Genomic DNA, 26521 nt, shown 5'->3' on the forward strand with positions numbered 1-26521 from the left:
ACAGCATTTAAAAAAGCCCTAATAAATATTTCATAAAGCCTTTTCTTCCCACTAAAAGTTTCCATAATAACTTCAACACGTCGTTATGCTCCTTTGAATGATCTACCCATTGCACATTATCGAATAGATAGGTAATATTTAATTGGAAGAGCTATAATGGCGTTAATCTAATGAGGAAAATGATTTTTGTATTTTTTGGAGGTTTTATCTTGGGGAATGTTAAATGGATTTTTGTATTATTTTCTATATTAGCTGCTGTTTCTCTTATGGGAATCGCAGTTTCCATCAGTTTACAAAGCATCCTGCTTGCTATTTTAAGCTTTATTTTTCTATTTATTGTGATGGGATTCGGTTTCAAGACAAAGAAGAAATATCGTGATGAAGGCCGATTGTAGATTAAAGAGGGGAGACGAAGCAATGAAATTGCCCGTCTCCCTTCTTTATTTCTTTCGTTTTAAATAGTCAGTCAAGATGGTTTGGTGCAACCCGGGTTTTCCTACAAACAGCGAGCTTTTATTCAACGGGTTCAGAGGGTCCCCATTCAGGTCAGTTACAATTCCCCCAACCTCTTCAATCATAATTTTTCCAGCTGCAAAATCCCATGGAGCCAGACGCATTGTTAAGTAAGCATCCAATCTGCCTGAAGCGACATAAGCCAATTCAATGGCAGCTGATCCATAGGAACGTGTTCCCCTTACATCCTTCACGAGTGGTGCAAGAATCGTTCGGTCAATCCGTTTATTTTCAGTCACCCAAAGTGCATTTAAGGCTACAATGGCATCCTGAACCGGAACTGGATCAAGCTCCGGCAGCTTCACATCATTCATATAAGCTCCGTGTCCTTTATTTGCAAAATATAGCTCATCATGGACGACATCATATATGTACCCTAATTTACCTACTTCACCATCATAGATGCCAATAGAGATGGCAAAATTTCGTTGCTGATGAACAAAATTCATCGTACCATCAATCGGGTCGATTATCCACGTAATACCTGATAACTCCTTAAAGTCATCGCCATATCCTTCTTCCCCGAGGATTTGATGATCAGGGTACGTATTACGGATATTTTCAGTAAAGAAATGCTCGGTTGCCTCATCCATATCGGTTACCAGATCATTTCGATTCGACTTCGTTTTAATATTCAACTCTGTCTTGAATGATTGACGTATTCTTTCTCCTGCTTCACGTATCCACGTTCTTACATTTTGATCTAATTCCGTCCAATTTGTCATTGATTATTAGCCTCCAATATGTGTAACGAAATCTTATTATTATTTCTAATATGGTCGTTTTCATTAGATCCGACTCATTCTCCATCTGTAAACAAAAGCCGCATTGAACTTCTTCTATAGCTAAATAGCTTAATGGAAATTAGAGGCAGTTTCAAGTTATTTACCTTGTGGTTCATCGTAAAATTAGGTTGATCAAGATCAAGATTATTTCCAACCACAAAAAAGCGAACTCTCAATTCCTATGAGCTCGCCGTTCAACAGTTTAACTTCGACAATGTACTTTATACCCACCTGAAAGGATTAAAGTTTTATAAGGCCTTCATTTTCATTAGTTCTTCCCGAATACTCATGAGTTTCTGTTTGGACTTGGTCTGGGTTTCTTTATTCTTCATTTGAATTGCTTCGAACAATACAGCTAGTTCATAATCCATTTCAAGTCTTAATACATTCATCCTTTGCTGTTGGACATCGCGTTTTTTAGAAGTGTTCATTACTTGTTTCATGGCCATACACCCCTTCCGAGTTTTCGATTTATCTGATTGTTCTGATAATATTTACTACATGTTATGAAGTTTCATCCAATCTTGTAACTAAAATGTGCAGTCACCCATAGATAAATCAATTCACTACAAGCTTGTACCTCATTATGTTAAGATATTGGTGGTTATAAGGAGGATACAACATGAAATTTAATGGTTTCACACAAGAAGACTTCCACGTTTTCACGATTAATGGGTTAGAAGATCGAATGACTGCCATTCAAGAACAGATCAGACCTAAACTTGATTATTTAGGCGATCATTTTGCACCCACTTTAAGCGCTTTAACAGGAACGGAGATGTTTTACCATGTGGCTAAACATGCACGTCGATCGGTTAACCCTCCTGATGATACCTGGGTTGCGTTCGCGAACAACAAACGGGGTTATAAAAAACATCCACATTTTCAGATAGGGTTATGGGAAACCCATGTTTTTATCTGGTTCGCTATGATCTATGAAGCTCCAAATAAAGTTGAATTCGGTAAAAAAGTTGAAGAAAATGCAGATAAGATAAGATCAATCATTCCTGGTCACTTTGTTTGGTCTGGAGATCATACAAAGCCAGACGCAATCCCTTTTTCTTCCATGTCACAAGATGAATTCATCGCATTAAGTGAAAGAGTACAGAATGTTAAAAAAGCTGAGCTTCTATGCGGACTTCATCTGGACCGGGATACAGCTGTTAAGCTGAATGGTGATGAGTTCATCCATGAAGTTAACAGTGCCTTTGAAACACTTTTACCCCTTTATAAAATGAACTAAACCATATAAAGGTTCGGAAAAATGCAGAAAGAACGACTGCCAAAATGGCAGTCGTTCTTTTAGTTTAGTTCATTGAAATTTTGTCAGCCTCCTGAAGCTCCTTCATCTTCTTTACCACACGATAGGAGGAATAGCCACTGGATTCTTCAAATTCATTGCATATTCTCTTTTCATCTGCTTTACCAGGGACGATTTCTTTAAAACGTTTATAACGATTCATTAGGTCGTCTCTAGAGACACCTTTTTCATAAGCTTTCTCGATAGCTTCGAAAAAGGCAACAACATCGATGACTTCTTCTGTTGACCAGTCTATATCAAAAGGATATTGATATTCCATTGTTTACAACTCCTTGAATGATGATTTATTAATTCCATTTCTTCCGGATGCCCTCTGCTTGAGAGATCATCCGTTGAATGAGATCTTTAACCGACGGGATGTCATAAATCAAGCCCATCACTTGTCCTGCCCACGCAAACCCTGAGTCTACTTCCCCATCGTAAATATATCGTTTATTGGCTTCACCGCTTATGTATGCTTTTAATCCTTCATAGCCAGCGTTCGATGTTTCAGCATCCAGTATCTGTTTGGTCCATGAGTTTGAAATGGCCCTTGCCGGTGCCCCTAAAGATCGTTTGATGACTACTGTACCATTCTCGTCCCCTTCAATCAAGGTACGCTTATAAACTTCAGAAGCATGTACACATTCTTTTGTAGCAATAAATCTCGTACCCATCTCTACTCCCTCTGCACCGAAGCTGAGAGCAGCCATCAAGCCCCTTCCGTCCCCGACGCCTCCGGAAGCAATGACCGGAATGGAAACGGAATCCACCACTCCTGGAATCAAGACGAATGTACCTATATCATCTTTCCCAAGATGACCTCCTCCTTCTTGACCAACAACCATCACTGCATCCGCACCCAGCTCTTCCGCTTTGATTGCCTGTCTTTTCGAGGCAACCAACACAAGCTTAACAATGTCCATACCCTGGAGTTGATGAAACAGGGGAGCCGGGTTCCCTCCTGTAACAGAAACGACCGGCACCCTCTCTTCAATGGCAACGTCAACAAATTCGCTAAAGGGGCGTCCATGTTGACCGATGGCAAAGTTCACCCCGAAAGGTCTATCTGTTAGTGACCTTACCTTTTTGATCTCTTTTCGTAACTGATCAGGATTGTCTAAAGACATAGCAGTTATCTGGCCTAGACCACCCGCATTCGACACAGCCGCAGCCAGTTCTGCATATGCCAGATGCGCCAGCCCACCTTGTATAATTGGATATTGAATGTTTAATAACTCTGTTACCCGCGTTTTCCAATTCAATTGAATCCCTCCATTCATTGAACTATTCTCGATAAACCAGGGAAAATCCTTTTCTTGATTGGACCATTATAAAAAAGAGTTATTGAAGACAGTAAGGTATGATCATTTGAGATAAAATAGAAATGGTTAGGCATATGCCTCTATGCAAAGATTTTCATAAGTGCTATAATTCATTTGTTTGTTGATAATATAGTAAGTAAAGTTATGAAATCATGAGCAAAATCCTATATAATGATATTTTTAGCATGGCTAAAAAATTTGCTATCAAGAATATAAAGAGGTGTTGAATGAATTGTCTCAGAATGAAACGCCGTTATTTTCCGGCTTAATTGAACATAGTAAAAAAAATCCCGTCCAATTTCACATTCCAGGTCATAAAAAGGGTGCAGGTATGGATCCTGAGTTTAAGGATTTTATCGGAGAGAATGCCCTTTCCATTGATTTGATTAATATCGGCCCTTTGGATGATTTACATCAGCCTAAGGGGATGATAAAAAAAGCACAGGACCTTGCAGCAGAAGCGTTCGGTGCCGACCATACCTTCTTCTCTGTCCAAGGGACAAGTGGTGCCATCATGACAATGGTCATGAGTGTATGTGGGCCGGGGGACAAAATCATTGTTCCCAGGAACGTCCATAAATCCGTTATGTCTGCCATTGTATTCTCAGGAGCCACACCGATCTTTATCCACCCGGATATTGATGAAGACCTGGGTATCTCACACGGAATCACAACAGATGCCGTTGCAAAAGCATTGGAACAAAACCCGGATGCTAAAGGTGTACTGGTCATCAATCCAACTTATTTCGGAATTTCCGCAGATCTCAAAAAGATTGTAGAGATCGCTCACTCTTATAATGTTCCAGTACTTGTGGATGAAGCTCATGGCGTTCATATTCATTTCCATGACGAGCTCCCCCTTTCAGCAATGCAGGCAGGTGCTGATCTAGCGGCTACCAGCGTGCACAAACTTGGCGGTTCTATGACTCAGAGCTCTGTCCTTAATATGAAAGAAGGACTTGTTTCATCGAAACGGGTACAAACCATTTTAAGTATGTTGACGACCACTTCGACTTCTTACTTATTACTGGCTTCCCTTGATGTTGCCAGAAAACGGCTGGCCACTGAAGGTCGTGAGCTCATCACCGAGACGATTGAACTGTCACAGGACATTAGAAGGCAGATAAACGAAATTGATGGTCTATACTGTGTAGGTGAAGAGATCCTTGGAACGAAAGCCACCTATGCCTACGATCCAACAAAGTTGATTGTGTCCGTGAAAGATTTAGGTATCAGTGGATTTGATGCTGAGAAGTGGCTGCGGGAAGCTCATAATATTGAGGTTGAGATGTCTGACCTATATAACATCCTCTGCATCATCACTCCTGGTGACACGGAGGTTGAAGCAAGTCAGTTGGTCATGGCTTTAAAAGAGCTGGTGATAAGCCTTAAAAAACATGGAGATATGACACCAGTTAAGGTTATGCTTCCTGACATACCTGTTCTTTCCATTACACCCAGAGATGCTTTTTACGCAGATACCGAGGTCATTCCCATTGATGAGTCTGTAGGAAGAACAATCGCTGAATTCATTATGGTCTATCCTCCAGGAATTCCGATTTTTATCCCTGGTGAAATCATCACACAGGAAAACATCAATTATATTAAAACCAATATAGAAGCAGGTCTCCCAGTACAAGGACCTGAAGATTATGATTTACGTCACTTGAGAGTCATTAAAGAGCATAGAGCGATAAGATAAACAAAAAAAGGATGAAGAAGGCCCCACCCTTCTTCATCCTTTTATTTATAAGAACCCCTTTAAGACATTTTCACTCCCTGCACCCCTTTGCAGGTTTCAGTCGTCTAATTCTTTGTCGTCGTTGCAATCACAGCAGTTAGAGAATAAAACAGAAACCTTTTCATCCTCATAGTGATCGATAGTGTTAAGGCATGATTGACATACAATTGTTCCCATCTTTTTTCCTCTCCTTCACGATGTTTTTTTGTAAACGCTTTATCTTATCTGCTTCTATAATAATATAACACATTTAAAATATCAAGCCTATTTTGTATAACATATTTAACTTTTTATGCTCTTAATCAATCATACTATTAAACATTATACTATATGTAAGTGTTTTCATTAACATACCTGAAATTCATGTGGGTTTTTATCCTGAACTTTGTTTGGGGAAGAACAAATAAAAAAATCTGCGTGAAAGAAAAGCTTCTTTCACGCAGATTATCCGCATTATTCAACAGTCTTTATTCTATTTGGATCCAAGGTTTCATATCCCTTATCCCGAAGGCCCTTAACAATATCGGATAAACCCTCGCTCGTCCATGTGCGATCATGCATGAGCAGGTTTGCCCCATTATTCAGGTAAGGGCTGTTAACCATAATATCAGTGATTGCTTCTTTGTTCTGATATTGCTTTTCCCAATCATATCCGTATGTCCAGTTCATTAGTGACATCTTTTCTTCTGTTGCGATTTGTCGGCTATAGTCAGTATTCTGACCAAATGGAGCCCTGAAAAATTTAGGTCGTTCCCCAGTGATGGATTCAATAAGATCATTTAGTGACACAATTTCTTCTTTTTGCTTTTCAGGAGAGAGCTCTTTCAGACTGCTGTGACTGTAAGTGTGATTACCAATCGCAAATCCCATATCATGAATCTTTTTTAAAGTCTCTTTTTCTTCTGGTGTATCAAGAAAATGACCATTAACAAAGAAGATAGCCGGAGCATTCAGTGCTTTGAGATCATTTGCCATTTGTAGTGCATGTTGATCGGGTGCATCATCGATTGTAAGGAGAACCACTTTTGGATTCGCGTCACCTATAGGATCAATGCTCCAGTTATTTTCATTGATGGTATAGTCTATTGATTGAACTGCCTCTTCAGACGGCTCAGATGTTTCTTCATTTTCATTATCGCGATCTTGTGAAGCGGCACCCTCACTTGTCTTCTCGTTTTCTTTATTCACTTCAGACTGATCAGGCTTTTTGGCTTCTTCATTGGTGGTTGTAGATTCACTTGAGCATGCTGTCAATAATAGTAGGGTTAATCCAGATGCTAAAATCTTTTTCATGTCTATCACCTTTCCGTATTCACTTTGAATATTTTAACATATTATTAGGTGAATCTGGGAAAGAATTAAAAAATTTCCATAATATTTTCAAATACTACCTTGAATGCAAAAAAGCACGTTAAACTGAACGACGTAATAAACAAGGTCAGCTTCCTTGACTGAACGATTTTCTTCGCAGCAATAAACGCCAAGTAAAAAAAAATAACGAACATGATCCACTTATATTCTAAATGATCCTTATCAGACATCCATTCAGCTATATAGAAAACACTCCATAAAATCATTTGTACCAAAAAAGCAATATACGATTTCATGTTCATTACATCCTTTTAATGATTTATTTTAGACTTCCTTCTATTTATTTACCCCGATTCATGGATTGAAACCTAAGGCTCTTTTCGCAAAGATTGTTGTTTTCTAAAATAGAATCTGCTAGGGCTCTGTCAACCAGGTTTATGCTGGATGGTGAGGGGAACTGCTCCGCTTGCAGCTAGCGTTCGGCCGAGCCTCCTCAGCTTAGCCGAACGGGGTCTCGGCACGACCGTACTTCCGCAGGAGTCTGCGCAGTTCCCCTCACCATCTTTAATAGGATTTTCATGACAGAGCTTCAAGGTGTGCAAAGAAAACAATGTAACGAGAAAAGATATTCTTTTTCTTAAAAGGAAGATCAATCTCTACTTACCTTAATTAAGATGGTTTGCTAATATCCTTGTTTTTATTGTTTTCCATTAAGGATACATGCTCAGACAGTTGATTCTCGCTGCAGGAGGCTCACCGCCAGCCCCGCGGAAAGCGAGCATCCTGGAGCGGAAATCAACTATTACTTTTTCCTCTACAATAGCCACAAACTTTACGAATAGAGCCAAACCTAAAGATTATTTGATAAAGGCGAGGAGCAGCCTTCGATCATTGTATTTTTATAGTATATTCTTTTAAGATTACTTTCATTATGTATGTCTTTTCAATTATGTAACATTTCAATGACTTGACCCTTTTATTATTTTTCATATGATAAAATGTGACTGAAGATCAGTACAAAAGTCATTTATTTACAAATTCATAGTTCATAGCATCGTTTAAGAAAAGAGGATGATGTATGAAACATATATTCGCTCTAACAATACTAATCATATCCACGATGTTGCTTTTGACTTCATGTGATTATATTTCTTCCAACAAAGTTGTTTTAGCAGAAGATCAGTTTATTGAAAAACAAGTTATATTCTTTACCGATGAACGAAACGTTTCTAAAGAAATACCCTACTACGATGCAATTATTGAGCTCAAAAAACAATACCCTGATAGCCTTAAACGTTTAAGGGTTGTGAGCCTTAATACAGAAGCACCAAAAAAAATAGCAGATTCTCCCCCGACCTCACCAGCTATCGTTGTTGTAGAAAACAATCAGGTCATATGTAAAGTGGAAGGCGATATTACTAAAGAAGAGATTATAAAACCCGTATCAAGTGCAATCGAGAGTTGGGATCAATAATTTTCGTGAAAGATCAAAAGGGATTGAAGCAAAAACGCTTCAATCCCTTTTTTTATTAGTACCAAAAAGTGAAAGGAGTATCCCGGCAAACCGGGATACTCCTTGATTAACTTACTTTATTTTACGATGTGAATCGGGCTTCCCATAGCAACTTCTGCTGCTTCCATGGAAATCTCACCTAATGTTGGGTGAGCATGAATAGTCATTGCAACGTCTTCAGCCGTCATACCGGATTCAATAGCCAGTCCAAGTTCAGCAATCATATCTGATGCTCCTGCACCAACGATTTGTGCGCCGATAATTAAACCGTCTTCTTTACGAGTAACAAGCTTCATGAAACCATCTGTAGCGTTAAGTGCCAATGCACGGCCATTAGCTGCGAATGGGAATTTAGCAGCGATTACTTCGATGCCTTCTTCTTTCGCTTGAGCCTCAGAATAACCTACTGTAGCTAATTCCGGATCTGTGAAGCACACAGCTGGAATACCTAGGTAGTCAATTTCTGCTGGTTCACCAGAGATGACTTCAGCAGCAATTTTACCTTCGTAAGAAGCTTTGTGAGCAAGTGGTGGTCCATCTACGATGTCACCGATCGCGAAAATATTCGGGATGTTCGTGCGGCATTGCTTATCAATTTTAACAACGCCGCGGTCTGTCATCTCGATCCCTACTTCTTCAAGACCGATTTCATCCGTATTCGGGCGGCGGCCTACCGTTACTAGAACGTAATCAGCTTCAACAGATTTTTCTTCGCCTTTTACTTCATATTTAACGACAACGCCGCTGTCACTTTCTTCAACGCCTTTAGCCATGGCCTTGGTAACAACCTCTACGCCTTTTTTCTTAAGATCTTTTTTCACAATTGCTGTCATTTGCTTTTCGAATCCGCTAAGAATATCGTCAGCACCTTCTAAAATTGTTACTTCAGATCCAAGATTTGCATACGCAGTACCAAGCTCAGTTCCGATGTAACCTCCACCGATAACAACAAGTTTGCTTGGGATTTCTTCTAATGCAAGGGCACCTGTAGAATCAAGTACGCGTTTTGAGAACTTGAAGCTAGGGATTTCAATCGGGCGTGAACCTGTTGCAAGGATCAAGTTTTTGAACTTGTACGTTTGGGCAGAGTTATCGTCCATCACACGAAGTGTATTAGCATCTACAAGGTAAGCTTCACCGCGAACGATTTCTGCTTTGTTTCCTTTAAGAAGACCTTCAACACCGCCGGTTAACTTCTTAACAACGCCAGCTTTCCACTCTTGAACCTTATCAAAGTTCACTTTTACGTTTTCAGCTACAATTCCCATGTCATCAGAGTGTTGAGCATTGTGAAAACGGTGACCCGCTGTGATCAAAGCTTTAGATGGGATACAACCAACGTTTAAGCATACTCCACCTAAATTTTCTTTTTCAATGATCGTTACTTTTTGTCCGAGTTGTGCTGCACGGATTGCAGCTACATATCCTCCTGGACCTGAACCGACTACTATCGTATCTGTTTCAATTGGGAAATCTCCTACTACCATTGTATTACGCCTCCATTAATAATAATTCTGGATCGTTCAACAAACGCTTGATATGGTTAAGTGCATGTTGAGCAGTAGCTCCGTCGATCATACGGTGATCGAAGCTCAATGATAATGCTAACACAGGTGCTGCTACAATTTCACCATTTTTAACTACAGGTTTTTCTGCAATACGGCCAACTCCAAGGATCGCGACCTCTGGGTGGTTGATTACCGGAGTAAACCATTGTCCACCGGCAGAACCAATATTCGTGATTGTGCATGAAGCACCTTTCATTTCATCACCAGAAAGTTTACCATCACGAGCTTTTCCAGCCAGTTCGTTAATTTCATTTGAGATTGAGAACATAGATTTACGATCAGCATTTTTCACAACAGGTACTAATAAACCTTTGTCAGTATCTGCAGCGATACCAATGTTGTAATAATGTTTTTGAACGATTTCGCTCGTTGAATCATCAATGGATGTGTTTAGTGCCGGGTATTCACGTAAGGCACTTGTTAAAGCTTTAACGATGTATGGTAAGAATGTTAGTTTAATACCTTTTTCAGCTGCAACTTCTTTGAACTTCTTGCGGTGAGCCCAAAGTTTCGTTACATCGATTTCGTCCATTAATGTTACGTGAGGTGCTGTATGTTTAGAGTTTACCATCGCTTTCGCAATTGCTTTACGCATACCACTCATTTTCTCACGAGTTTCAGGGTATTCACCCTCTGGAGCTTTAGGTGCAGCCGCTTTAGAATCAGCTTCTGGTGCTTTTTCTTCTGTTTTCGCTTCTTCAGCCGTTTCAGCCGGCTTAGAATCTCCGTTTAAGAAAGCATCGATATCTTCTTTAACGACACGTCCGTTTTTACCAGAACCGGACACTTGGCGAATTTCCACACCGTTTTCTCTCGCATACTTACGAACCGAAGGCATAGCGATGACACGCTTATTAGGATCAACTTCTGCGTCATCAGCAGTTTGATTCGTACCTTCAGATTTTTCTTCAGCAGCTTCTGGTGATGCATCCTTTTTGACATCTTGACCTTGTTCCGCTGTTCCTTGAACTTGACCTTCTGTTTTCTCGTCAGCTTTAGGAGCTTCTTTCTTCTCTCCATCATCACCTTTAAACTGAAGATCTTCGTAACCAGGCGCATCGAACTTAATCAGTGTATCACCTACAACTGCTACAGTACCTTCGTCAACAAGAAGCTCTTCAACTGTTCCTGCTACCGGAGATGGAATTTCTACTACTGCTTTATCATTTTGGACTTCACATAGTACATCGTCTTCTTCAACTTTATCGCCAGGCTTAACAAACCATTTTACGATTTCACCTTCATGAATACCTTCACCAATGTCTGGTAATTTGAATTCGAATGACATGAACTCTACCTCCTGTATTGAATAATGATTAAAAATAGATGAATGTAGCTTTATATCTGTCTAATTTTCTTATATCTATAATTGGAAAAGAGAAGGGTGGAATGCCCTTCTGTTTTCACTTGAATATTAAGGGGGGAGCATGAATGCTCCTTACCCATTAAAAGTTAAGTACTTTTTTCGCCGTTTCAAGAACATCTTTGTGGTTCGGTAACCAGATTGGCTCCGCTTGGGAGAACGAGTACACTGTATCTGGCGCCGCTACACGAAGTACCGGAGCTTCAAGGCTAAGAATTGCACGGTCATTGATTTCAGCAACAACGTTCGCTGCAATACCGGCTTGTTTTTGAGCCTCTTGTACAACAATCGCACGGTTCGTTTTTTCAACAGATGCCATGATTGTGTCGATATCCAGTGGGCTGACTGTACGTAAATCGATTACTTCAACTGAATGACCTTCTTTTTCAAGCTCTTCAGCGGCTTTTAATGATTCGTGTACCATAGCTCCGTAAGTGATGATGGAAAGGTCTGTACCTTCACGTTTCACATCCGCTTTACCAAGTTCGATTGTGTATTCCTCTTCTGGAACCTCTTGACGGAATGAACGGTATAATTTCATGTGCTCCAAGAAAATGACAGGGTCATTATCACGAATAGATGAAATTAATAATCCTTTTGCGTCATAAGGTGTTGATGGAATTACAACTTTCAGACCAGGTTGCTGAGCCATCAATCCTTCCAAGCTGTCCGCATGAAGTTCTGGAGTATGTACTCCACCACCGAATGGGGAACGGATTGTTATTGGAGAAGTATACGTTCCACCTGAACGGTAACGCATACGCGCCATTTGTCCACTTACTGAGTCCATTACTTCATAAACGAAACCGAAGAATTGGATTTCAGGTACTGGACGGTAACCTTCTAATGCTAAACCGATTGCTAAACCACCGATTCCTGATTCTGCTAGTGGAGTATCGAATACTCGGTCTTCACCGAATTCTTTCTGAAGTCCTTCCGTTGCACGGAATACACCACCGTTTAGACCTACGTCCTCACCAAAAACTAAAACGTCTTCGTTGTTGCGTAGTTCTGTGCGCAGTGCATCAGTGATCGCTTGAATCATTGTCATTTGCGCCATGGCTTATTTCGACTCCTTTTCTTTGTAGATTTCTAATTGTTCTTTCAAGTTGTAAGGAAGCTCTTCATACATATTGTTAATGAAATCAGTAACTTTTTGTTTAGGAGTTCCATCTGCTTCTTTAATAGCTTGTTTGATATCTTCTTTCGCTTCTTCGATTACTTCGTTTTCTTTCTCTTCACTCCATAATCCTTTACCTTCCAGGAATTTACGGAAGCGTACCAATGGATCTTTCTTTTCCCAGTCAGTATCCATTTCTGAAGTACGGTAGCGGGTTGGATCGTCACCAGCCATCGTATGAGGTCCATAACGGTAGCAAAGTGTTTCGATTAATGAAGGACCTTCGCCGTTTACAGCACGATTACGAGCCTCTAATGTTGCTGAATACACTGCTAATGGATCCATTCCATCCACTAATATACCAGGGATACCAGCTGCAACTGCTTTTTGGGCAATTGTGCGGCCTGCAGTTTGCTTATCACGCGGTGTTGAGATTGCGAACTGGTTGTTTTGAACAACGAAAATCGCTGGAGCTGCGTACGCACCTGCAAAGTTAATTCCTTCGTAGAAATCACCTTGTGAAGATCCACCGTCACCTGTATATGTAACGGCAACTGCTTTCTTACCACGTTTCTTAAGACCTAATGCCACCCCTGCGGTTTGGATGTATTGAGCACCGATGATGATCTGTGGTGATAATACATTCACTCCTTCTGGAGGCTGGTTTCCTTTAAAGTGTCCACGTGAGAACAAGAATGCTTGTGCTAACGGAAGTCCGTGCCAAACGATTTGTGGAACATCACGATAACCAGGCAGGATCCAATCTTCCTTCTCTAAAGCAAAGTGAGAAGCAATTTGTGATGCCTCCTGTCCAGCTGTTGGTGCATAGAAACCTAAACGTCCTTGACGGTTCAGGGAGATTGATCTTTGATCAAGAATACGAGTATAAACCATACGACGCATTAATTCCTGCAGATCCTCATCAGAGATCTCCGGCATTGCGTCTTCGTTTACTACTTCGCCTTCTTCGTTCAAAATTTGGAACATTTCAAACTTGTCTTCAATTTGTTCGAGCGTCTTAACTGCATCGAATTGTGCCTTCTTTGATTTAGAAGCCATCGAAGTCACCTATCCTTTCTTTATACATTTATTTTGGTTTTTTTACATACAAAGTTTAGATTACCCAAATTCAGTATGACCTACCACAATACTTGCGGATACACACACTATTACTAGTTTTCCACAAATACCAAGAAAGAAAACCCGAAATTACATTCGAGCTTATCTGTATCAGTCAGAAAGTCACATCGACTAATACAATCCATGAATACCTTTACTAGTTTACAATATAGAAATTCAGGAAGTCAACGACAAAGTATTATTAATTCTTGTTTCCAAGTGACTCCAAAAAATTTTTCTACCAATTCTTTTCAAAACTGTATCAATACTCATTTTAAATCTGTTATATATAAACACCTTAAACAACTCCATCTGTTATAGAGTAAGGATGCCACGAATCTCCTAGTCCCATGATTATTTTGTGACCTATAAGGAATTTGGATAATTATTTTAGCGTACAAAAACAAAAAAGGTGATAGACGAGGAAGTTTTTCTCGTGTATCACCTTTTATATTCTTCATTCTGATTCTTTCACATCAAGACCGGCGCTCGAATAAAATTTTTGTTTCAGATTATTGAATTCTTCTGTCTTTTTATTATAGTCCTCATTATAATTCACTATTTTTTCATATTGCTCATTAATAGAGGAAATTTGTTTCTCAAGCTCCTCCATTGTAAGCTCTTTCTTTTTGAACATATTATAAAGTTCTTTATCCAGAGATAGCACATCCAGATAAGAAGATGTTAGCTTTTCATGAAGCTGATAACGATCTTCCATCGTTTTTTTCAGCTTTTTTGCTTCCTTTTTAAGATCCTGGCTTTCTAACTTATCAACATATTCGTCTGCTTTCGCAAACTCTTCCTCGGCTTCACTCATGGACGTACGTTCTTTATCGATGTATTCTTTTCTTTTTTTGATGTTGTCCAGAGCTTCATCGGAAAGCTTTACAATTTGGTCAAACTCTTTCATCCCAAGATCCATAATCTTAGTATAAATCTCTTTTTCTTTTTCTTCTAATTCTTGAAGAGGTTTTTGAACTTCAACATATTGACCTTCTTTAGATACTGTTTCTTCAAGGACATTATACATATTCTCTTCGGGTGAAGAACCACCGACACAGCCCATCAGTACAAAGATAGCGGCTCCTAAAATGAAAGCAAAACGAAATTTCGACACAACTAGATCCCCCTTAACTATTTACCACCTTCTACTATATCTATGTCTACAACATTTGACAATAGGGATTTACAACTGTGGAAAAAAATGTCGATTAGACAATTCTTCCTATTAAAATGAATATGTCATTTACCCGGTGAGTATTCCACATTATAATAAACCTCATTCATTAACTTTTCCGGAGTAAAATGATAGACTATTATCATACATAATAGATAATTTTAATGAATAAAGTAGAGAAGTGATTGATTAAAAGGCCCTGTCTGTAAGTGTCCTAAAAAGCCTATCTCTACCGTACCTGAGGAGGAAAAACAATGATTACGATGAACGACATCATCCGTGAAGGTCATCCTACATTAACAATGGTGGCAAAGGAAGTGGCTATACCGCCATCAAAAGAAGACCAGGAAACATTAAGAAGCTTATTGGAGTATGTAGTAAACAGCCAAAATCCTGAAACAGCAAATAAGTACGGGCTTAGACCGGGTATCGGCCTTGCTGCACCTCAAATCAATATTTCCAAGCGGATGTTAGCTGTCAATGTGACAGACAATCAAGGAAAACTATACAGCTATGCTTTATTCAACCCGAAAATTATCAGTCACTCAATCGAGAAAGCTTATTTGACATCTGGTGAAGGATGCTTATCAGTAGACAGAAATGTCCCCGGATTTGTCCCCCGGTATGCCAGAGTGACGGTAAAAGGATGGGATATTGATGGAAACGAAGTGAAGCTGCGTTTAAAAGGACTGCCATCCATTGTGTTCCAACACGAAATCGATCATTTGAATGGGATCATGTTCTACGACCATATCAATCCCAATAACCCATTCGAGCCGATTCCGGATGCAATCGCCATTGAAAGATAATAGTAAAAGACTTCTTCCCGCTATCAGAAGAAGTCTTTTCTGTGATTCATTATATTAATTCAAGTTCCTTCAAACCATGATATATTCCATCGTCATCGACGTGTTTCGTGATCAAATCTGCATGTCTTTGAACTTCTTGCACTGCATTCCCCATGGCAACACCGGTACCAACGGATTGAATCATTTCAATATCATTTAATCCGTCTCCAAACGCATATACATCTTCCATTTTAAAACCGAGCTTCGCGATCATTTTTTTGATGCCTTCTGCTTTCGATCCACCTCTTGGCAGGATATCCATGGAAAATTGATGCCAACGTATGAACGTGAAGTCACTGTAATTCTCCCGGTAAAAGCTCTCATCTTCCTTTGTACAAAATAACAAGGATTGATAAATATCCCGATCCTTATAAAAATCCGGGGCATAATCTGGATGTGGAAATTTCAAACTACCCATACTCTCTTCAATAAATTTATGGTGTTTCTGGTTTGACTTCATCGTTTGATGATTTAAGTGAACTACCGGATGCTCGTTGGTATGCGCATCCTCGAGCAATTCTTCTAATGTCTCGATTTTTAATGGGTTTGTGTAGATTACCTCATTTTCAAAAACCACGTACTGCCCATTAAATGAAACAAAGGACTCGATTCCTAACTCTTCCCTCAGGCTTTCATACATGAATGGAGCCCTGCCAGTTGCAATTGCTACATAAGTACCGTTGGATTGTAATGTTCGGATGGCTTCTTTCGTTGCTTGAGGCAGCTTCTTATCGTGATCAAGCAGCGTACCATCTATATCGAAGAAAACGATTTTAGACATATTTGATCTCCTTTTCATACGTAATCGATCATCTGTTTTACACGTTGTCTAAAGTAATCCTTTGCGGCATAAATGTCAATAAATGAGCATAGAAGCTCCCTTTTACCAAACTTAACCATGTAAGAGATTCTATAAATTCCGTACAATATAAGTAAGACAACAGAGACTTCGGTATTATCTTTCCTTTACTTCAAAGGAAAATCTCGGTAAACTATTGATAAGGAGTGATCCACCATGTTAAAAAAGCTCAGAAAGAAGCTTTTAAAACAGTGGAAAGAATTGCTTAGAAAAAAAACGATTGCATAGTATTTCATGCTGCCGATCGAACTTAAGCAGTCATACTACTAAAATACATGCAATTAGGCTATACTGTCATACGTTTACACAAATAATAAGGGACTGATGCCACTAGTGAGCTTTTTCGTCTCCATTGGTTCAGTCCCTCTTCTCTATTTTTGTAATGATTTAATGAAGGATTCTCGCAAAAACTTTATTTACACGGAAGAATCCTTTATAATTTATAGCATACATAAATAAGATGATTCATCCCTACTTAAATGATAGTACATTATAAGAGTAAGAGTGAGGACCGTCCTATGGTAATTTCTTGTGAAGATAGATTTCACAAGCCTTTCGTTCATGTCGAAAGGTCGCCCTGTGTTAAGGAAATGATTCCGTTGATTAATCGTTTTTTTACCACAGGGCGTAAATGAGCCATATATGAACATAATATCTGTTCAGACCATAATGGTATATCTATACCTATTAGCAGGGAAGCTAGCCCTCTAATGTCCAGCTCCAGCGTCAAGCCCTATTGGTCATACCATATGCCTCCATCGGAGACTGTTTTTATGCTAATAGGTGCATGGGCGCCGCTTATGTTATGTTAGTTGATAACTTTTTTATCATAGATGAAAGTTAGATTTTTTGAATACGGATAAGGAGAGAGAAAAGACATGATTTTTAAAGTATTTTATCAAGAAAGTAAAGCAGAAGTGCCTGTTCGCGAATGCACTCAATCTCTTTACATGGAAGCAGATTCAGAACGTGAAGTACGTCTGAAATTAAAAGACAAACCGTATAACATTGAATTCGTACAAAAGCTAGAGGGCGCTTTTTTAGAGTATGAAGAAAACCATCATTCTTTCGAGTTGGAGCAATAATCAATGAAATTTGTCAAGAATGACCAAACCGCAGTATTTGCCCTTGGCGGTTTAGGTGAAATCGGTAAAAACACATACGGCGTACAATTCCAAGACGAAATCATCCTGATCGATGCGGGAATCAAGTTCCCTGAAGACGAACTGCTCGGTATCGATTACGTAATCCCGGACTATACCTATCTGGTGAAGAATGCGGATAAAATCAAAGGCCTTTTCGTGACACACGGACACGAAGACCATATTGGTGGAATCCCTTATCTTCTGCGCGAATTAAACATCCCGATATACGGTGGGAAGCTCGCACTGGGACTTATTAAAAACAAGCTTGAAGAGCACGGTCTATTAAGAAATGCGAAACTCAATGTCATCCAAGAAGATGACATCATTAAATTCCGCAAAACGTCCGTAACCTTCTTCAGAACGACTCACAGTATTCCGGATTCGTACGGAATTGTTGTGAAAACACCACCTGGAAATGTTGTGCACACAGGTGACTTTAAATTTGATTTCACGCCGGTCGGTGAGCCCGCGAACTTAACCAAAATGGCTGAAATCGGAAAAGAAGGCGTTCTTTGTCTTCTATCTGATAGTACGAACGCTGAAGTTCCAAACTTCACAATGTCGGAACGTAAAGTCGGAGAAAGCATCAATGACATTTTCCGCAAAGTGGACGGTCGTGTTATATTCGCTACTTTTGCTTCTAATATTCACCGTCTTCAACAAGTGGTGGAAGCAGCTGTCTTTCATAATAGAAAAGTCGCTGTTTTCGGAAGAAGCATGGAAGCGGCCATTACAATCGGTCAAGAATTAGGGTATATCAACGCCCCTAAAGATACATTCATTGAACATAACCAAATTAATCGTTTACCTGCGAATGAAGTCGCGATATTATGTACAGGTTCTCAAGGTGAACCAATGGCTGCATTATCAAGAATCGCAAATGGTACTCACCGTCAGATTCAGATCCAGCCTGGTGATACTGTTGTATTCTCTTCTTCACCGATTCCTGGAAATACGATCAGTGTAAACCGCACAATCAACTTATTATATCGTGCTGGAGCAGAAGTCATTCATGGACCATTAAGTGATATCCATACATCTGGTCATGGTGGACAACAAGAAATGAAGTTAATGCTCCGCCTGATGAATCCAACGTTCTTCATGCCGATACATGGTGAGTTCCGCATGCAGAAGATGCACGCTCAGCTTGGTGTAGATTGTGGAGTACAGCCTGAAAACTGCTTCATAATGGACAATGGTGAAGTTCTTGCATTAAGCAATGACTCCGCACAGGTAGCTGGTAAAATCCCTTCAGGAAACGTCTATATCGACGGAAGCGGTATTGGTGATATCGGTAATATCGTACTCCGCGATCGCCGTATCCTTTCAGAAGAAGGATTAGTAATCGTCGTTGTAAGCATCGACATGAAAGATTTCAAGATTGCTTCCGGCCCGGACCTTATTTCAAGAGGATTTGTTTACATGCGTGAATCTGGTGATCTTATCAATGAAGCACAAACGCTTATTTCTAAACATCTGAACAAAGTTCTTGAAAGAAGAACTTCTCAATGGTCAGAAATCAAAAATGAAATCACAGATACACTGGCTCCATTCTTATATGAAAAAACAAAACGACGTCCTATGATCTTACCAATCATCATGGAAGTCTGATCAATAAAAAAGAGGTTGACCCGATATTATGAAGGTCAGCCTCTTTTTTTTATTATAATACCTTCTTTTCAAAACGGTTAATATCCGTATCTGCACCAATTACAATCAGGATATCATCTTCACGGATTTGTTCATCTGCTTGGGGAGACACAATAATATCTTTTTGTCTCTTAATCGCCACGATATTGATACCAAATTGAGCACGGATATCCAGATCAATTAATGAATTTCCACTAAGATTTTCATTCGCCACAATCTCTACGATGGAGTGTTCATCCGACAGCTCCAGATAATCCAATACATTATTCGAAACGATATTATGGGCAATCCTTCTTCCCATATCACGCTCTGGATGAACGACTTGGTTCGCACCTATTTTCCGCAATACTTTTTCATGATAATCATTTTGAGCCTTAACGGTAATATTTTTAACCCCGATTTCTTTCATCATCAACGTGGTCAAGATACTCGATTGGATATCGTCTCCAATGGCCACAATGACGTGATCGAAATTTCTGATTCCCAGACTTTTTAAAACGGATTCGTCCGTTGCATCTGCCACTACTGCATGTGAAGCAATGGAAGAGAATTCATTTACTTTATCTTCATCCTGATCAATCGCCATAACCTCCATGCCTTGATCTGATAATGAACGGACGATACTGCCTCCAAATCGCCCTAAACCAACAACCACAAACTCTTTTTTCACCATACATCCCCCCGCACTCTCTATATTCTTTATTTTAGCATAAAAAAAAGGAGAAAATGAAATTTCTCCCTGTTGTTCCCTGTATTAAATTTAGATGGGGTTTGCAAATTCATCACTTCTTACCTTTAACATAATCTGCATCAAATAAAAATAGCCTCATTAAAAGATATAGTGATGGAATCAATAATAGCAAACCTGCTATGAAGACGATGACAAGAGCCATTCCCATTGTTGGATTCGTCACACTTGTTTCTATCGTAATAAACGGTTTAAGAATATAAGGTAAATGCGATGCACCATAGCCAAAAAAGGCAAAGAAGAATTGCAGCATAACCAATATAAATGCCGTTCCAAAATTCTTACGCACGTATATCATTAGCGATGCACCAAAAAAGCAAAGGAGCGATAACCCAAACATCCACCAAATATCAATCGCCTTCGCAAAATGCTCTGCATTATGCTCTCTCAACGATACAAACACTAATAAACTTGCGAGTATCGTAGGTGCACTCCAAAACAGAGAAAACGTTCTTAGTTCCTCCCTGGAATCCATATCTCCTGCACGGTTCGCATAATAGGTTAGAAATGTCGCACTGATAAATAACACCGACACAATGGAGAGGGCCACCACACTCCATGAATATGGGCTGGTGAAAAGCTCCTTGGCAAGGAAGATGACCTTATCTCCCTTCTCTTCCAGAAATCCACCTTCTGAGATCGTTAAAGCCGTGGATAATGAAGCAGGAATCAATAACCCGGTCGCTCCATATAAAAACAGATATACGATATTGTCCTTAGATCCGTAATTTCCGAAAGCATAGAAACTTCCTCTTATCGCTAGTAAAATAATGGCGATACTTCCCGGAAGTAATAATGCCGTTCCATAATAATAGGCTGCGTCAGGAAAGAATCCGACAAGACCCACAAAAAAGAAGACAAAAAAGACGTTGGTAACTTCCCATACCGGAGAAAGGTATCTACTTATCAACACGTTCAATGTATGCTCCTTGCCTTTCATTCTCCCATAAAAGGCGAAGAAGCCGGCTCCAAAATCAATCGAAGCTACTATCAGGTAACCATAAAGGAAAATCCACAATACGGTAATCCCCACAACTTCCAAACTCATACCCATTCCTCCCTTAAAGCTTGAAGCCCCTTCTTCTCAGGCTACCTGAAAAGAAGGAGTACTTTTATGTCTACTTAACTCGCTTTCTTAGGAAAACGTTGTTCTAATTCCGCCTCTGCAGGCTTGTTTTTAAACATTTTAATCAGTACAACCACACATAGTACACCCAAGAGGATATAGAGGCCTACAAACAATGCAAACGTCAAGCCCACTCCATCTGCTTTCGTTGCCGCATCTGCCACTTTCATATACCCTCTCATAATCCATGGCTGTCTACCCACCTCGGCATAAATCCATCCAAATTCAATCGCCAGCATCGCAAGTGGACCACTCGCTACAATTCCCCATAGCAATGGTTTGTTCCATTCATTCCGCTTCTTCCACTTCCAGAATAAAACAAATGCTGCGGATATAAAGATACTGTAGAACCCAATTGAAACCATGAGGTCAAACATATAGTGAACCCATAAAGGCGGCCGCTCATCTTCAGGAAATTCATTCAGACCTATAACCTCTGTCTCAAAAGAACTCCCGGCCAGAAAACTTAAGAATCCAGGTAAACGGATCTCATTATGGACCTCATTATTTTCATCGAGGGTTCCGAATACAATCAAGTCAGCATTCTCTTCCGTTTCAAAATGCCACTCCGCTGCAGCGAGCTTTTCAGGTTGATACTCCGCAAGAAATTTAGCAGATAAATCCCCTGCCAGAGCAGTGGCAAAAGCGAATATCAAAGCAGAAACCATAGTTAAACGCAGGGCCTTCTTATGATATTCCCCGCCTTTCTTACGAAGAATGGCGAATGCCGTAATCGCCGCCAACACTAAAGCCGATGTTAAATAGGCAGTCGTCAATACGTGAAACACTTTCGTAGGCGTGGCAGGATTCAGCATCGCAGCAATCGGATCGATATTAATCGCTTTCCCATTCTCTAATTCAAATCCTTGAGGAGTGTTCATAAACGCATTCACAGTTGTAATAAACAGGGCTGAAGCCGAAGAACCAATCATAACCGGAATCGTCAACAGCCAGTGAATCCACTTATTCTTAAAACGGTCCCAAGTATAAAGGTAGATTCCTAAGAAGATAGCCTCAAAGAAAAACGCAAAAGTTTCCATAAATAATGGCAATGCAATCACTTGTCCCGCCACCTGCATAAATGAAGGCCATAACAAGGACAGCTGCAACCCTATGGCTGTACCTGTTACAACCCCCACAGCAACCGTAATCGTAAAACCTCTTGCCCATCTTCTTGCAAGCAAAAGATAATGAGGATCATTTCGTTTGATTCCCATAAACTCCGCAATGGAAATCATAATCGGCACCCCTACCCCAATCGTCGCAAAAATAATATGGAATGCAAGGGTTGTCGACGTGAGCATTCTACTCAAAATCACACCATCTAAAACCATTCTATACTCCCCCTACTGATCTACTTACTATCGTAAACAGCTCTTTTCTACTGTTTATCACTTATTGTTCATTATAAAACCTGAAAATGAGTTTGTGATGTATTGAACATGAATATTTTGTGACGTTTTTCACAAACATTGATCTGTCTTTTATTTTAGAGGTTTTTGGGGTGGATGGCAATGATGTTGCTTGGGTAGGATGGGCCTTAATTTTACTAGAGATTACTGATGGCTAACGAAAAAAACCCCACACACCAGTGCAGGGCTCCTTCAAACTTACATAGCATCCAACATCCTGAACTGCGATTTAACGAGATCATAATAATCACCATGCTGCTCCATCAGCTCATCGTGGTTGCCGGATTCTTTGATTCTTCCATTTTCAAGAACAAAGATATTGTCCGATTCACGTATTGTAGATAGCCGGTGGGCGATGATGATCGCGGTCCTACCGTTCAGTAGACGTTTCAATGCTTTTTGAATTTTGACTTCTGTTTCTGTATCAATGGATGCTGTCGCTTCATCCAATATGATGATTCGAGGGTTCGCCAATAGTGCTCGCGCAAATGACAGTAGTTGTCTTTCACCAACGGATAAAACATTACCCCTTTCTTCCACTTCGGTCTCGTATCCATTAGAAAGCTTCTCGATGAACTCATTGGCTCCGATAGCTTCGGCCGCATTCTTAACCTCTTCGTCCGTTGCATCAGGGCGCCCGAATCGGATGTTATCCATGATCGTTCCCGAGAAGATGAATGTATCCTGCAGGACGATGCTTATTTGACTTCGTAAGCTTGAAACCGATGCATCCCTCAGGTTTACCCCATCAATTTTCACTTCACCATTCGTCGGATCGTAAAAACGGCTGATCAGGTTGGCGATCGTAGTTTTACCAGATCCGGTATGGCCGACTAATGCGACGGTCTGGCCTGCTTTCATTTCAAGATTGATGTTTTGGAGTGCTTTTCGTTTGTCATCGTAGGAGAATTCTACATTCTCAAACTGTATTCTTCCTTTGATGTCAGTCAGGTTCACCGCATTCGTTTTTTCATTTACAATCGGTTGTTCATCGAGGAATTCGAAGATACGCTCTGATGAAGCCATTCCGATTAGTAGTTGATTGTAAACTTGGCCGAGCCTTGAAATGGGTTCCCAGAACATCCCCAGGTAGAAGGCGAATGAAACAAATTCCCCCAGTTCCAATGAGCCGCCTTGGATGAGATGGGCACCGTACCATATGAGGACTGCTGTCCCGATGGCGTTTGTCAGTTCTACCAGCGGGCGGAACATGGCATTTTTCTTTGTGGCTGTTCTCCAGCTATCGAAGTTTTCCGTGTTTACCCCATCGAAGAAGGCCATGTTTTCTTTTTCTTGAGTGAATGATTGAGTGACACGGATCCCTTGAATGCTTTCATTCAGATGGGAATTCAGCTTCGATTGCTTGAGTCGCACCATTTGCCAGGATCTGCGGATGTTTTTTCGTAAGCTGGTTGAGATAAAAAACATGATTGGCAGAATAACCATGACGGCAAGTGTTAACTCAGGGCTTAACGTAAAGAGAATGACGATGATTCCAATGAGTAGGATGATATCCATTAAGAGATTGATAACTCCGTTTGTGAAGAGTTCCTGAAGGGAGTTAATGTCATTCATGATTCGAACCAGGATGGAACCGGCTGATCTCTGATCAAAGAAGCGATGGGATAGCCATTGAACGTGGCTGAATAAGTGCTTTCTTAAATCATATATTACTCCTTGCCCCAGCTGATTCATCCACCTGATCCTGAGCACATTTGCAACGTAATTCAATACATAAAGTCCTGCGATAATTCCAACTAGTGTAAATTGTAAATTGGAATCCTTCTGCCTGATTGCTTTGTCTAATGTGTATACCCCAATCAGAATAGGTACGATCAATCGAACTGCTGTTGTGATCAGAACGGTAATGATGGATAAGGGCAGGAGTTTTTTAGAATATGGCTTTAAATACGTTAATAACCGGTAGAGTTGCTCCCAGTTAAACGGCTTATCGATCACTTGATCTGTAGAGTAATGGAATCTGCTTAATACGCTTTTGTTCACCTTGTTTTTCTGACTCAAATCCGCTCACCTACCCTTCCTGAGTTTGTAATATTTTTTTCTGGTCTTTGTATTGGATATCATAGATTCGTTGATACGGTCCATTATTTTTCAGTAGGAAGTCATGAACTCCCCTCTCGACGACTTTCCCGTTTTCCAGTACGAGTATTTCATCTGCATGCTTGAGTGATGAAATCCGATGGGCAATTATAAAGGTCGTTCGATCCGACATGACTTCTTTTAGCGCTTTTTGAATCCTGAATTCAGTTTCCATGTCTACGGCGCTAGTTGCGTCATCAAGGATCAGGATCGATGGATCTGTACATATCGCACGGGCAATGGCAATCCGCTGCTTTTGACCACCTGAAAGACCTAAACCTCTTTCACCGAGCCTTGTGTCGTAGCCATCGGGCAATTCTGAAATAAAATCATGGGCTTGTGCCCGTTTTGCTGCTTCAATGATATCTTCCATTGTTGCTTCCGGTCGTCCATACGATATATTCGCTTTGATGGTCGAGGAGAATAAGAAAGATTCCTGAAGTACGAAACCGATATTTTTTCGAAGTGATTTTAACGAGTAATCTTTCAGATCCCGTCCATCGATGAGGATTTCTCCCTCTTCAGGTTCATAGAAACGAGTGATAAGCTGTGTGATACTCGTTTTACCAGAGCCGGTTCCTCCGATCAGACCGATGACTTTTCCGGGTTCAGCCTTAAAGGTAATGTCCTCGAGGGCTGCTTCATCATGAACGGTGTAATTCAGGAACACATGCTTAAACTCTACTTGACCATTCATCCGATCTACATGAAGAACACCATGATGGTCTTTTATCTCTTCGTCCACTTCAAGAATTTCGAGTAAACGTTCCCCTGATGCTTTCGATTGGGAAAACAGGTTAATCGTAAATCCAAGATTCATGATCGGCCAGATAATGTACCACACTAAACTGTAAAACGCGACAAGCTCTCCTGGTTGAAGGTTGCCATTCATCACCAGATAACCACCGTATGCAAGGAGTGTCACCACACTTACATTCCCCAGAAACTCCATTAAAGGAAAGTACTTTGCCCAGATGTCCGAGGTGAAAAGGTATTTATCTTTGTAATCACCATTTGATTGGTTGAATTTGTTGATTTGATGATCTTCTCTTGATAATGATTTTACTGTATTGATTCCTGAAATATTTTCTTGCACATTCGTATTCAGTTTTCCGAACGATTTACGGATACCCCTGAAAGCTGGGTGAACCGCTTTATCGAACTTGTATACGGCAATTGCCAGGAACGGTAACGAAACGAGGGTGACGAATGTCAGTTGAGGCGAATAATAAAACATAACACCAAAGCTTACCGTTACTAAAAGGAAAAAGCGAAGCAGTTCGGAAAAACCAAAGGATAGAAAGAAACGAAATGCTTCTACATCTGCCGTCAACCGGGACATCAGATCCCCTGTTTTGGCATTATCATAGTAACTGAATGGAAGGAATTGAAGCTTTTCATACAGTTCGTTTCTCAGCCGATAAACCGAGGTTATACCGAATAGATCCCCATGGTATTGCTGAATAAATGTGGCAACGCCTTTCACGATCATAATGCCGATAAACCCAAATGCTAAGTAAGGAATCCACTGATAATTCCCTTGCAGAATCACATCATCAATCGTGATCTGCAGGATCATTGGATAGACTACAGTGATCACTGTAACAAAAATCAAGAAAATCATTGAAATGATAAAATGCCTTTTATATGGCCAATAAAAGGCTTTCAATTTTTTAAATGTATCCATAATTTCTCCCCCTTCAACGTTACATAAAAAAAGAACGTATTAATAAATATATCGGCTTTCGAAATATTTATCTACCCTTTTTTAGAATTTTTTACTTTTTTATGAATTATC

Annotated in this window: 25 protein-coding genes; 7 read left to right on the forward strand and 18 right to left on the reverse strand. The window is 40.1% G+C overall.

Annotated features, from left to right (window positions below):
- Positions 1-209: 209 nt before the first annotated feature.
- The gene (locus ACQKFO_RS07430; RefSeq protein ID WP_427597679.1) at positions 210-395 is read left to right on the forward strand and encodes a YlaF family protein; all 186 of its coding nucleotides are present in this window, start codon (positions 210-212) and stop codon (positions 393-395) included.
- A gap of 45 nt (positions 396-440) precedes the next feature.
- Here the strand turns inward: ACQKFO_RS07430 and ACQKFO_RS07435 are convergent, their stop codons facing one another.
- Both ACQKFO_RS07435 and ACQKFO_RS07440 read right to left on the reverse strand, forming a co-directional pair.
- Positions 441-1238, reverse strand: coding sequence for an inositol monophosphatase family protein (locus tag ACQKFO_RS07435; RefSeq protein ID WP_427597680.1), 798 nt, complete (start codon positions 1236-1238; stop codon positions 441-443).
- A gap of 308 nt (positions 1239-1546) precedes the next feature.
- Positions 1547-1741 carry a hypothetical protein gene (locus ACQKFO_RS07440; protein WP_113968360.1) on the reverse strand — a complete coding sequence of 65 codons (195 nt, stop codon included), beginning with the start codon at positions 1739-1741 and terminating at the stop codon, positions 1547-1549.
- Between the two features lie 179 nt (positions 1742-1920).
- Here ACQKFO_RS07440 and ACQKFO_RS07445 point away from each other — a divergent pair, with 179 nt between their 5' ends.
- Positions 1921-2541, forward strand: coding sequence for a YktB family protein (locus ACQKFO_RS07445; protein ID WP_427597681.1), 621 nt, complete (start codon positions 1921-1923; stop codon positions 2539-2541).
- Between the two features lie 64 nt (positions 2542-2605).
- On the opposite strand, the gene ACQKFO_RS07450 is transcribed toward ACQKFO_RS07445, so the two are convergent.
- Together ACQKFO_RS07450 and ACQKFO_RS07455 are read right to left on the reverse strand one after the other, a co-directional pair.
- Positions 2606-2878 carry a UPF0223 family protein gene (locus ACQKFO_RS07450; protein WP_427597682.1) on the reverse strand — a complete coding sequence of 91 codons (273 nt, stop codon included), beginning with the start codon at positions 2876-2878 and terminating at the stop codon, positions 2606-2608.
- Positions 2879-2906: 28 nt separating this feature from the next.
- Positions 2907-3863 (reverse strand): NAD(P)H-dependent flavin oxidoreductase, encoded by a 957-nt coding sequence (locus ACQKFO_RS07455; protein WP_427597683.1) that lies wholly within the window; start codon positions 3861-3863, stop codon positions 2907-2909.
- A gap of 292 nt (positions 3864-4155) precedes the next feature.
- Here ACQKFO_RS07455 and ACQKFO_RS07460 point away from each other — a divergent pair, with 292 nt between their 5' ends.
- On the forward strand, positions 4156-5625 hold the full coding sequence (locus ACQKFO_RS07460; RefSeq protein WP_427597684.1) for an aminotransferase class I/II-fold pyridoxal phosphate-dependent enzyme: 1470 nt from the start codon (positions 4156-4158) through the stop codon (positions 5623-5625).
- A gap of 96 nt (positions 5626-5721) precedes the next feature.
- Here ACQKFO_RS07460 and ACQKFO_RS07465 read toward each other — a convergent pair whose 3' ends face one another.
- The 3 genes from ACQKFO_RS07465 to ACQKFO_RS07475 all read right to left on the reverse strand — a co-directional run bounded on the left by ACQKFO_RS07465 (position 5722) and on the right by ACQKFO_RS07475 (position 7271).
- A complete protein-coding gene (locus ACQKFO_RS07465; protein ID WP_148968604.1) occupies positions 5722-5841 on the reverse strand; it encodes a GapA-binding peptide SR1P in 120 nt (39 codons plus the stop codon).
- Between the two features lie 276 nt (positions 5842-6117).
- On the reverse strand, positions 6118-6957 hold the full coding sequence (locus ACQKFO_RS07470; protein ID WP_427597686.1) for a polysaccharide deacetylase family protein: 840 nt from the start codon (positions 6955-6957) through the stop codon (positions 6118-6120).
- 65 nt (positions 6958-7022) lie between these two features.
- The gene (locus ACQKFO_RS07475) at positions 7023-7271 is read right to left on the reverse strand and encodes a hypothetical protein (RefSeq protein ID WP_149158218.1); all 249 of its coding nucleotides are present in this window, start codon (positions 7269-7271) and stop codon (positions 7023-7025) included.
- A gap of 782 nt (positions 7272-8053) precedes the next feature.
- On the opposite strand from ACQKFO_RS07475, the gene ACQKFO_RS07480 reads away from it, so the two are divergent.
- Positions 8054-8449 (forward strand): hypothetical protein, encoded by a 396-nt coding sequence (locus ACQKFO_RS07480; protein WP_427597687.1) that lies wholly within the window; start codon positions 8054-8056, stop codon positions 8447-8449.
- Between the two features lie 116 nt (positions 8450-8565).
- Here the strand turns inward: ACQKFO_RS07480 and lpdA are convergent, their stop codons facing one another.
- From lpdA to ACQKFO_RS07505, 5 genes are all read right to left on the reverse strand, one after another.
- The gene (lpdA, locus tag ACQKFO_RS07485; RefSeq protein WP_427597688.1) at positions 8566-9975 is read right to left on the reverse strand and encodes a dihydrolipoyl dehydrogenase; all 1410 of its coding nucleotides are present in this window, start codon (positions 9973-9975) and stop codon (positions 8566-8568) included.
- Positions 9976-9979: 4 nt separating this feature from the next.
- Entirely contained in the window at positions 9980-11344 is a 1365-nt protein-coding gene (locus ACQKFO_RS07490) for a dihydrolipoamide acetyltransferase family protein (RefSeq protein ID WP_427597689.1), read from the reverse strand.
- Positions 11345-11501: 157 nt separating this feature from the next.
- Entirely contained in the window at positions 11502-12479 is a 978-nt protein-coding gene (locus tag ACQKFO_RS07495) for an alpha-ketoacid dehydrogenase subunit beta (RefSeq protein WP_044337544.1), read from the reverse strand.
- A 3-nt stretch (positions 12480-12482) separates the two neighbouring features.
- Complete coding sequence (pdhA, locus tag ACQKFO_RS07500) at positions 12483-13598, reverse strand: pyruvate dehydrogenase (acetyl-transferring) E1 component subunit alpha (protein ID WP_044337545.1); 1116 nt, start codon at positions 13596-13598, stop codon at positions 12483-12485.
- A gap of 517 nt (positions 13599-14115) precedes the next feature.
- Complete coding sequence (locus ACQKFO_RS07505; RefSeq protein ID WP_427597691.1) at positions 14116-14775, reverse strand: YkyA family protein; 660 nt, start codon at positions 14773-14775, stop codon at positions 14116-14118.
- A gap of 314 nt (positions 14776-15089) precedes the next feature.
- Here ACQKFO_RS07505 and def point away from each other — a divergent pair, with 314 nt between their 5' ends.
- Positions 15090-15644: a peptide deformylase gene (gene def, locus ACQKFO_RS07510; RefSeq protein ID WP_427597692.1), complete on the forward strand. Its 555-nt coding sequence runs from the start codon at positions 15090-15092 to the stop codon at positions 15642-15644.
- Between the two features lie 49 nt (positions 15645-15693).
- Here the strand turns inward: def and ACQKFO_RS07515 are convergent, their stop codons facing one another.
- Positions 15694-16464, reverse strand: coding sequence for a Cof-type HAD-IIB family hydrolase (locus ACQKFO_RS07515; protein WP_427597693.1), 771 nt, complete (start codon positions 16462-16464; stop codon positions 15694-15696).
- 956 nt (positions 16465-17420) lie between these two features.
- Here ACQKFO_RS07515 and ACQKFO_RS07520 point away from each other — a divergent pair.
- Entirely contained in the window at positions 17421-17627 is a 207-nt protein-coding gene (locus ACQKFO_RS07520) for a DNA-dependent RNA polymerase subunit epsilon (protein ID WP_044337548.1), read from the forward strand.
- A 3-nt stretch (positions 17628-17630) separates the two neighbouring features.
- On the forward strand, positions 17631-19298 hold the full coding sequence (gene rnjA / locus ACQKFO_RS07525; RefSeq protein WP_148968594.1) for a ribonuclease J1: 1668 nt from the start codon (positions 17631-17633) through the stop codon (positions 19296-19298).
- A 52-nt stretch (positions 19299-19350) separates the two neighbouring features.
- Here rnjA and ACQKFO_RS07530 read toward each other — a convergent pair whose 3' ends face one another.
- The 5 genes from ACQKFO_RS07530 to ACQKFO_RS07550 all read right to left on the reverse strand — a co-directional run bounded on the left by ACQKFO_RS07530 (position 19351) and on the right by ACQKFO_RS07550 (position 26410).
- The gene (locus ACQKFO_RS07530; RefSeq protein ID WP_427597695.1) at positions 19351-20007 is read right to left on the reverse strand and encodes a potassium channel family protein; all 657 of its coding nucleotides are present in this window, start codon (positions 20005-20007) and stop codon (positions 19351-19353) included.
- 112 nt (positions 20008-20119) lie between these two features.
- A complete protein-coding gene (locus ACQKFO_RS07535) occupies positions 20120-21133 on the reverse strand; it encodes a cytochrome d ubiquinol oxidase subunit II (RefSeq protein WP_426891462.1) in 1014 nt (337 codons plus the stop codon).
- A gap of 74 nt (positions 21134-21207) precedes the next feature.
- Positions 21208-22545, reverse strand: coding sequence for a cytochrome ubiquinol oxidase subunit I (locus tag ACQKFO_RS07540; RefSeq protein ID WP_426891463.1), 1338 nt, complete (start codon positions 22543-22545; stop codon positions 21208-21210).
- Between the two features lie 276 nt (positions 22546-22821).
- Entirely contained in the window at positions 22822-24645 is a 1824-nt protein-coding gene (locus ACQKFO_RS07545; RefSeq protein ID WP_427597696.1) for an ABC transporter ATP-binding protein, read from the reverse strand.
- A 10-nt stretch (positions 24646-24655) separates the two neighbouring features.
- Entirely contained in the window at positions 24656-26410 is a 1755-nt protein-coding gene (locus ACQKFO_RS07550; protein ID WP_427597697.1) for an ABC transporter ATP-binding protein, read from the reverse strand.
- Positions 26411-26521 lie beyond the last annotated feature (111 nt).

The sequence above is a fragment of the Rossellomorea sp. NPDC071047 genome (assembly GCF_050270195.1).
Classification (GTDB): Bacteria; Bacillota; Bacilli; order Bacillales; family Bacillaceae_B; genus Rossellomorea.

Coding starts and splice junctions, on each gene's coding strand:
- ACQKFO_RS07515 (WP_427597693.1), bottom strand. CDS start 16,464: ATGTCTAAAATCGTTTTCTTCGATATAGATGGTACGCTGCTTGATCAC.
- ACQKFO_RS07535 (WP_426891462.1), bottom strand. CDS start 21,133: ATGAGTTTGGAAGTTGTGGGGATTACCGTATTGTGGATTTTCCTTTAT.
- ACQKFO_RS07440 (WP_113968360.1), bottom strand. CDS start 1,741: ATGAAACAAGTAATGAACACTTCTAAAAAACGCGATGTCCAACAGCAA.
- ACQKFO_RS07480 (WP_427597687.1), top strand. CDS start 8,054: ATGAAACATATATTCGCTCTAACAATACTAATCATATCCACGATGTTG.
- ACQKFO_RS07540 (WP_426891463.1), bottom strand. CDS start 22,545: ATGGTTTTAGATGGTGTGATTTTGAGTAGAATGCTCACGTCGACAACC.
- pdhA (WP_044337545.1), bottom strand. CDS start 13,598: ATGGCTTCTAAATCAAAGAAGGCACAATTCGATGCAGTTAAGACGCTC.
- ACQKFO_RS07465 (WP_148968604.1), bottom strand. CDS start 5,841: ATGGGAACAATTGTATGTCAATCATGCCTTAACACTATCGATCACTAT.
- ACQKFO_RS07495 (WP_044337544.1), bottom strand. CDS start 12,479: ATGGCGCAAATGACAATGATTCAAGCGATCACTGATGCACTGCGCACA.
- ACQKFO_RS07520 (WP_044337548.1), top strand. CDS start 17,421: ATGATTTTTAAAGTATTTTATCAAGAAAGTAAAGCAGAAGTGCCTGTT.
- ACQKFO_RS07445 (WP_427597681.1), top strand. CDS start 1,921: ATGAAATTTAATGGTTTCACACAAGAAGACTTCCACGTTTTCACGATT.
- ACQKFO_RS07435 (WP_427597680.1), bottom strand. CDS start 1,238: ATGACAAATTGGACGGAATTAGATCAAAATGTAAGAACGTGGATACGT.
- rnjA (WP_148968594.1), top strand. CDS start 17,631: ATGAAATTTGTCAAGAATGACCAAACCGCAGTATTTGCCCTTGGCGGT.
- ACQKFO_RS07450 (WP_427597682.1), bottom strand. CDS start 2,878: ATGGAATATCAATATCCTTTTGATATAGACTGGTCAACAGAAGAAGTC.
- ACQKFO_RS07550 (WP_427597697.1), bottom strand. CDS start 26,410: ATGGATACATTTAAAAAATTGAAAGCCTTTTATTGGCCATATAAAAGG.
- def (WP_427597692.1), top strand. CDS start 15,090: ATGATTACGATGAACGACATCATCCGTGAAGGTCATCCTACATTAACA.
- ACQKFO_RS07470 (WP_427597686.1), bottom strand. CDS start 6,957: ATGAAAAAGATTTTAGCATCTGGATTAACCCTACTATTATTGACAGCA.
- ACQKFO_RS07475 (WP_149158218.1), bottom strand. CDS start 7,271: ATGAAATCGTATATTGCTTTTTTGGTACAAATGATTTTATGGAGTGTT.
- lpdA (WP_427597688.1), bottom strand. CDS start 9,975: ATGGTAGTAGGAGATTTCCCAATTGAAACAGATACGATAGTAGTCGGT.
- ACQKFO_RS07490 (WP_427597689.1), bottom strand. CDS start 11,344: ATGTCATTCGAATTCAAATTACCAGACATTGGTGAAGGTATTCATGAA.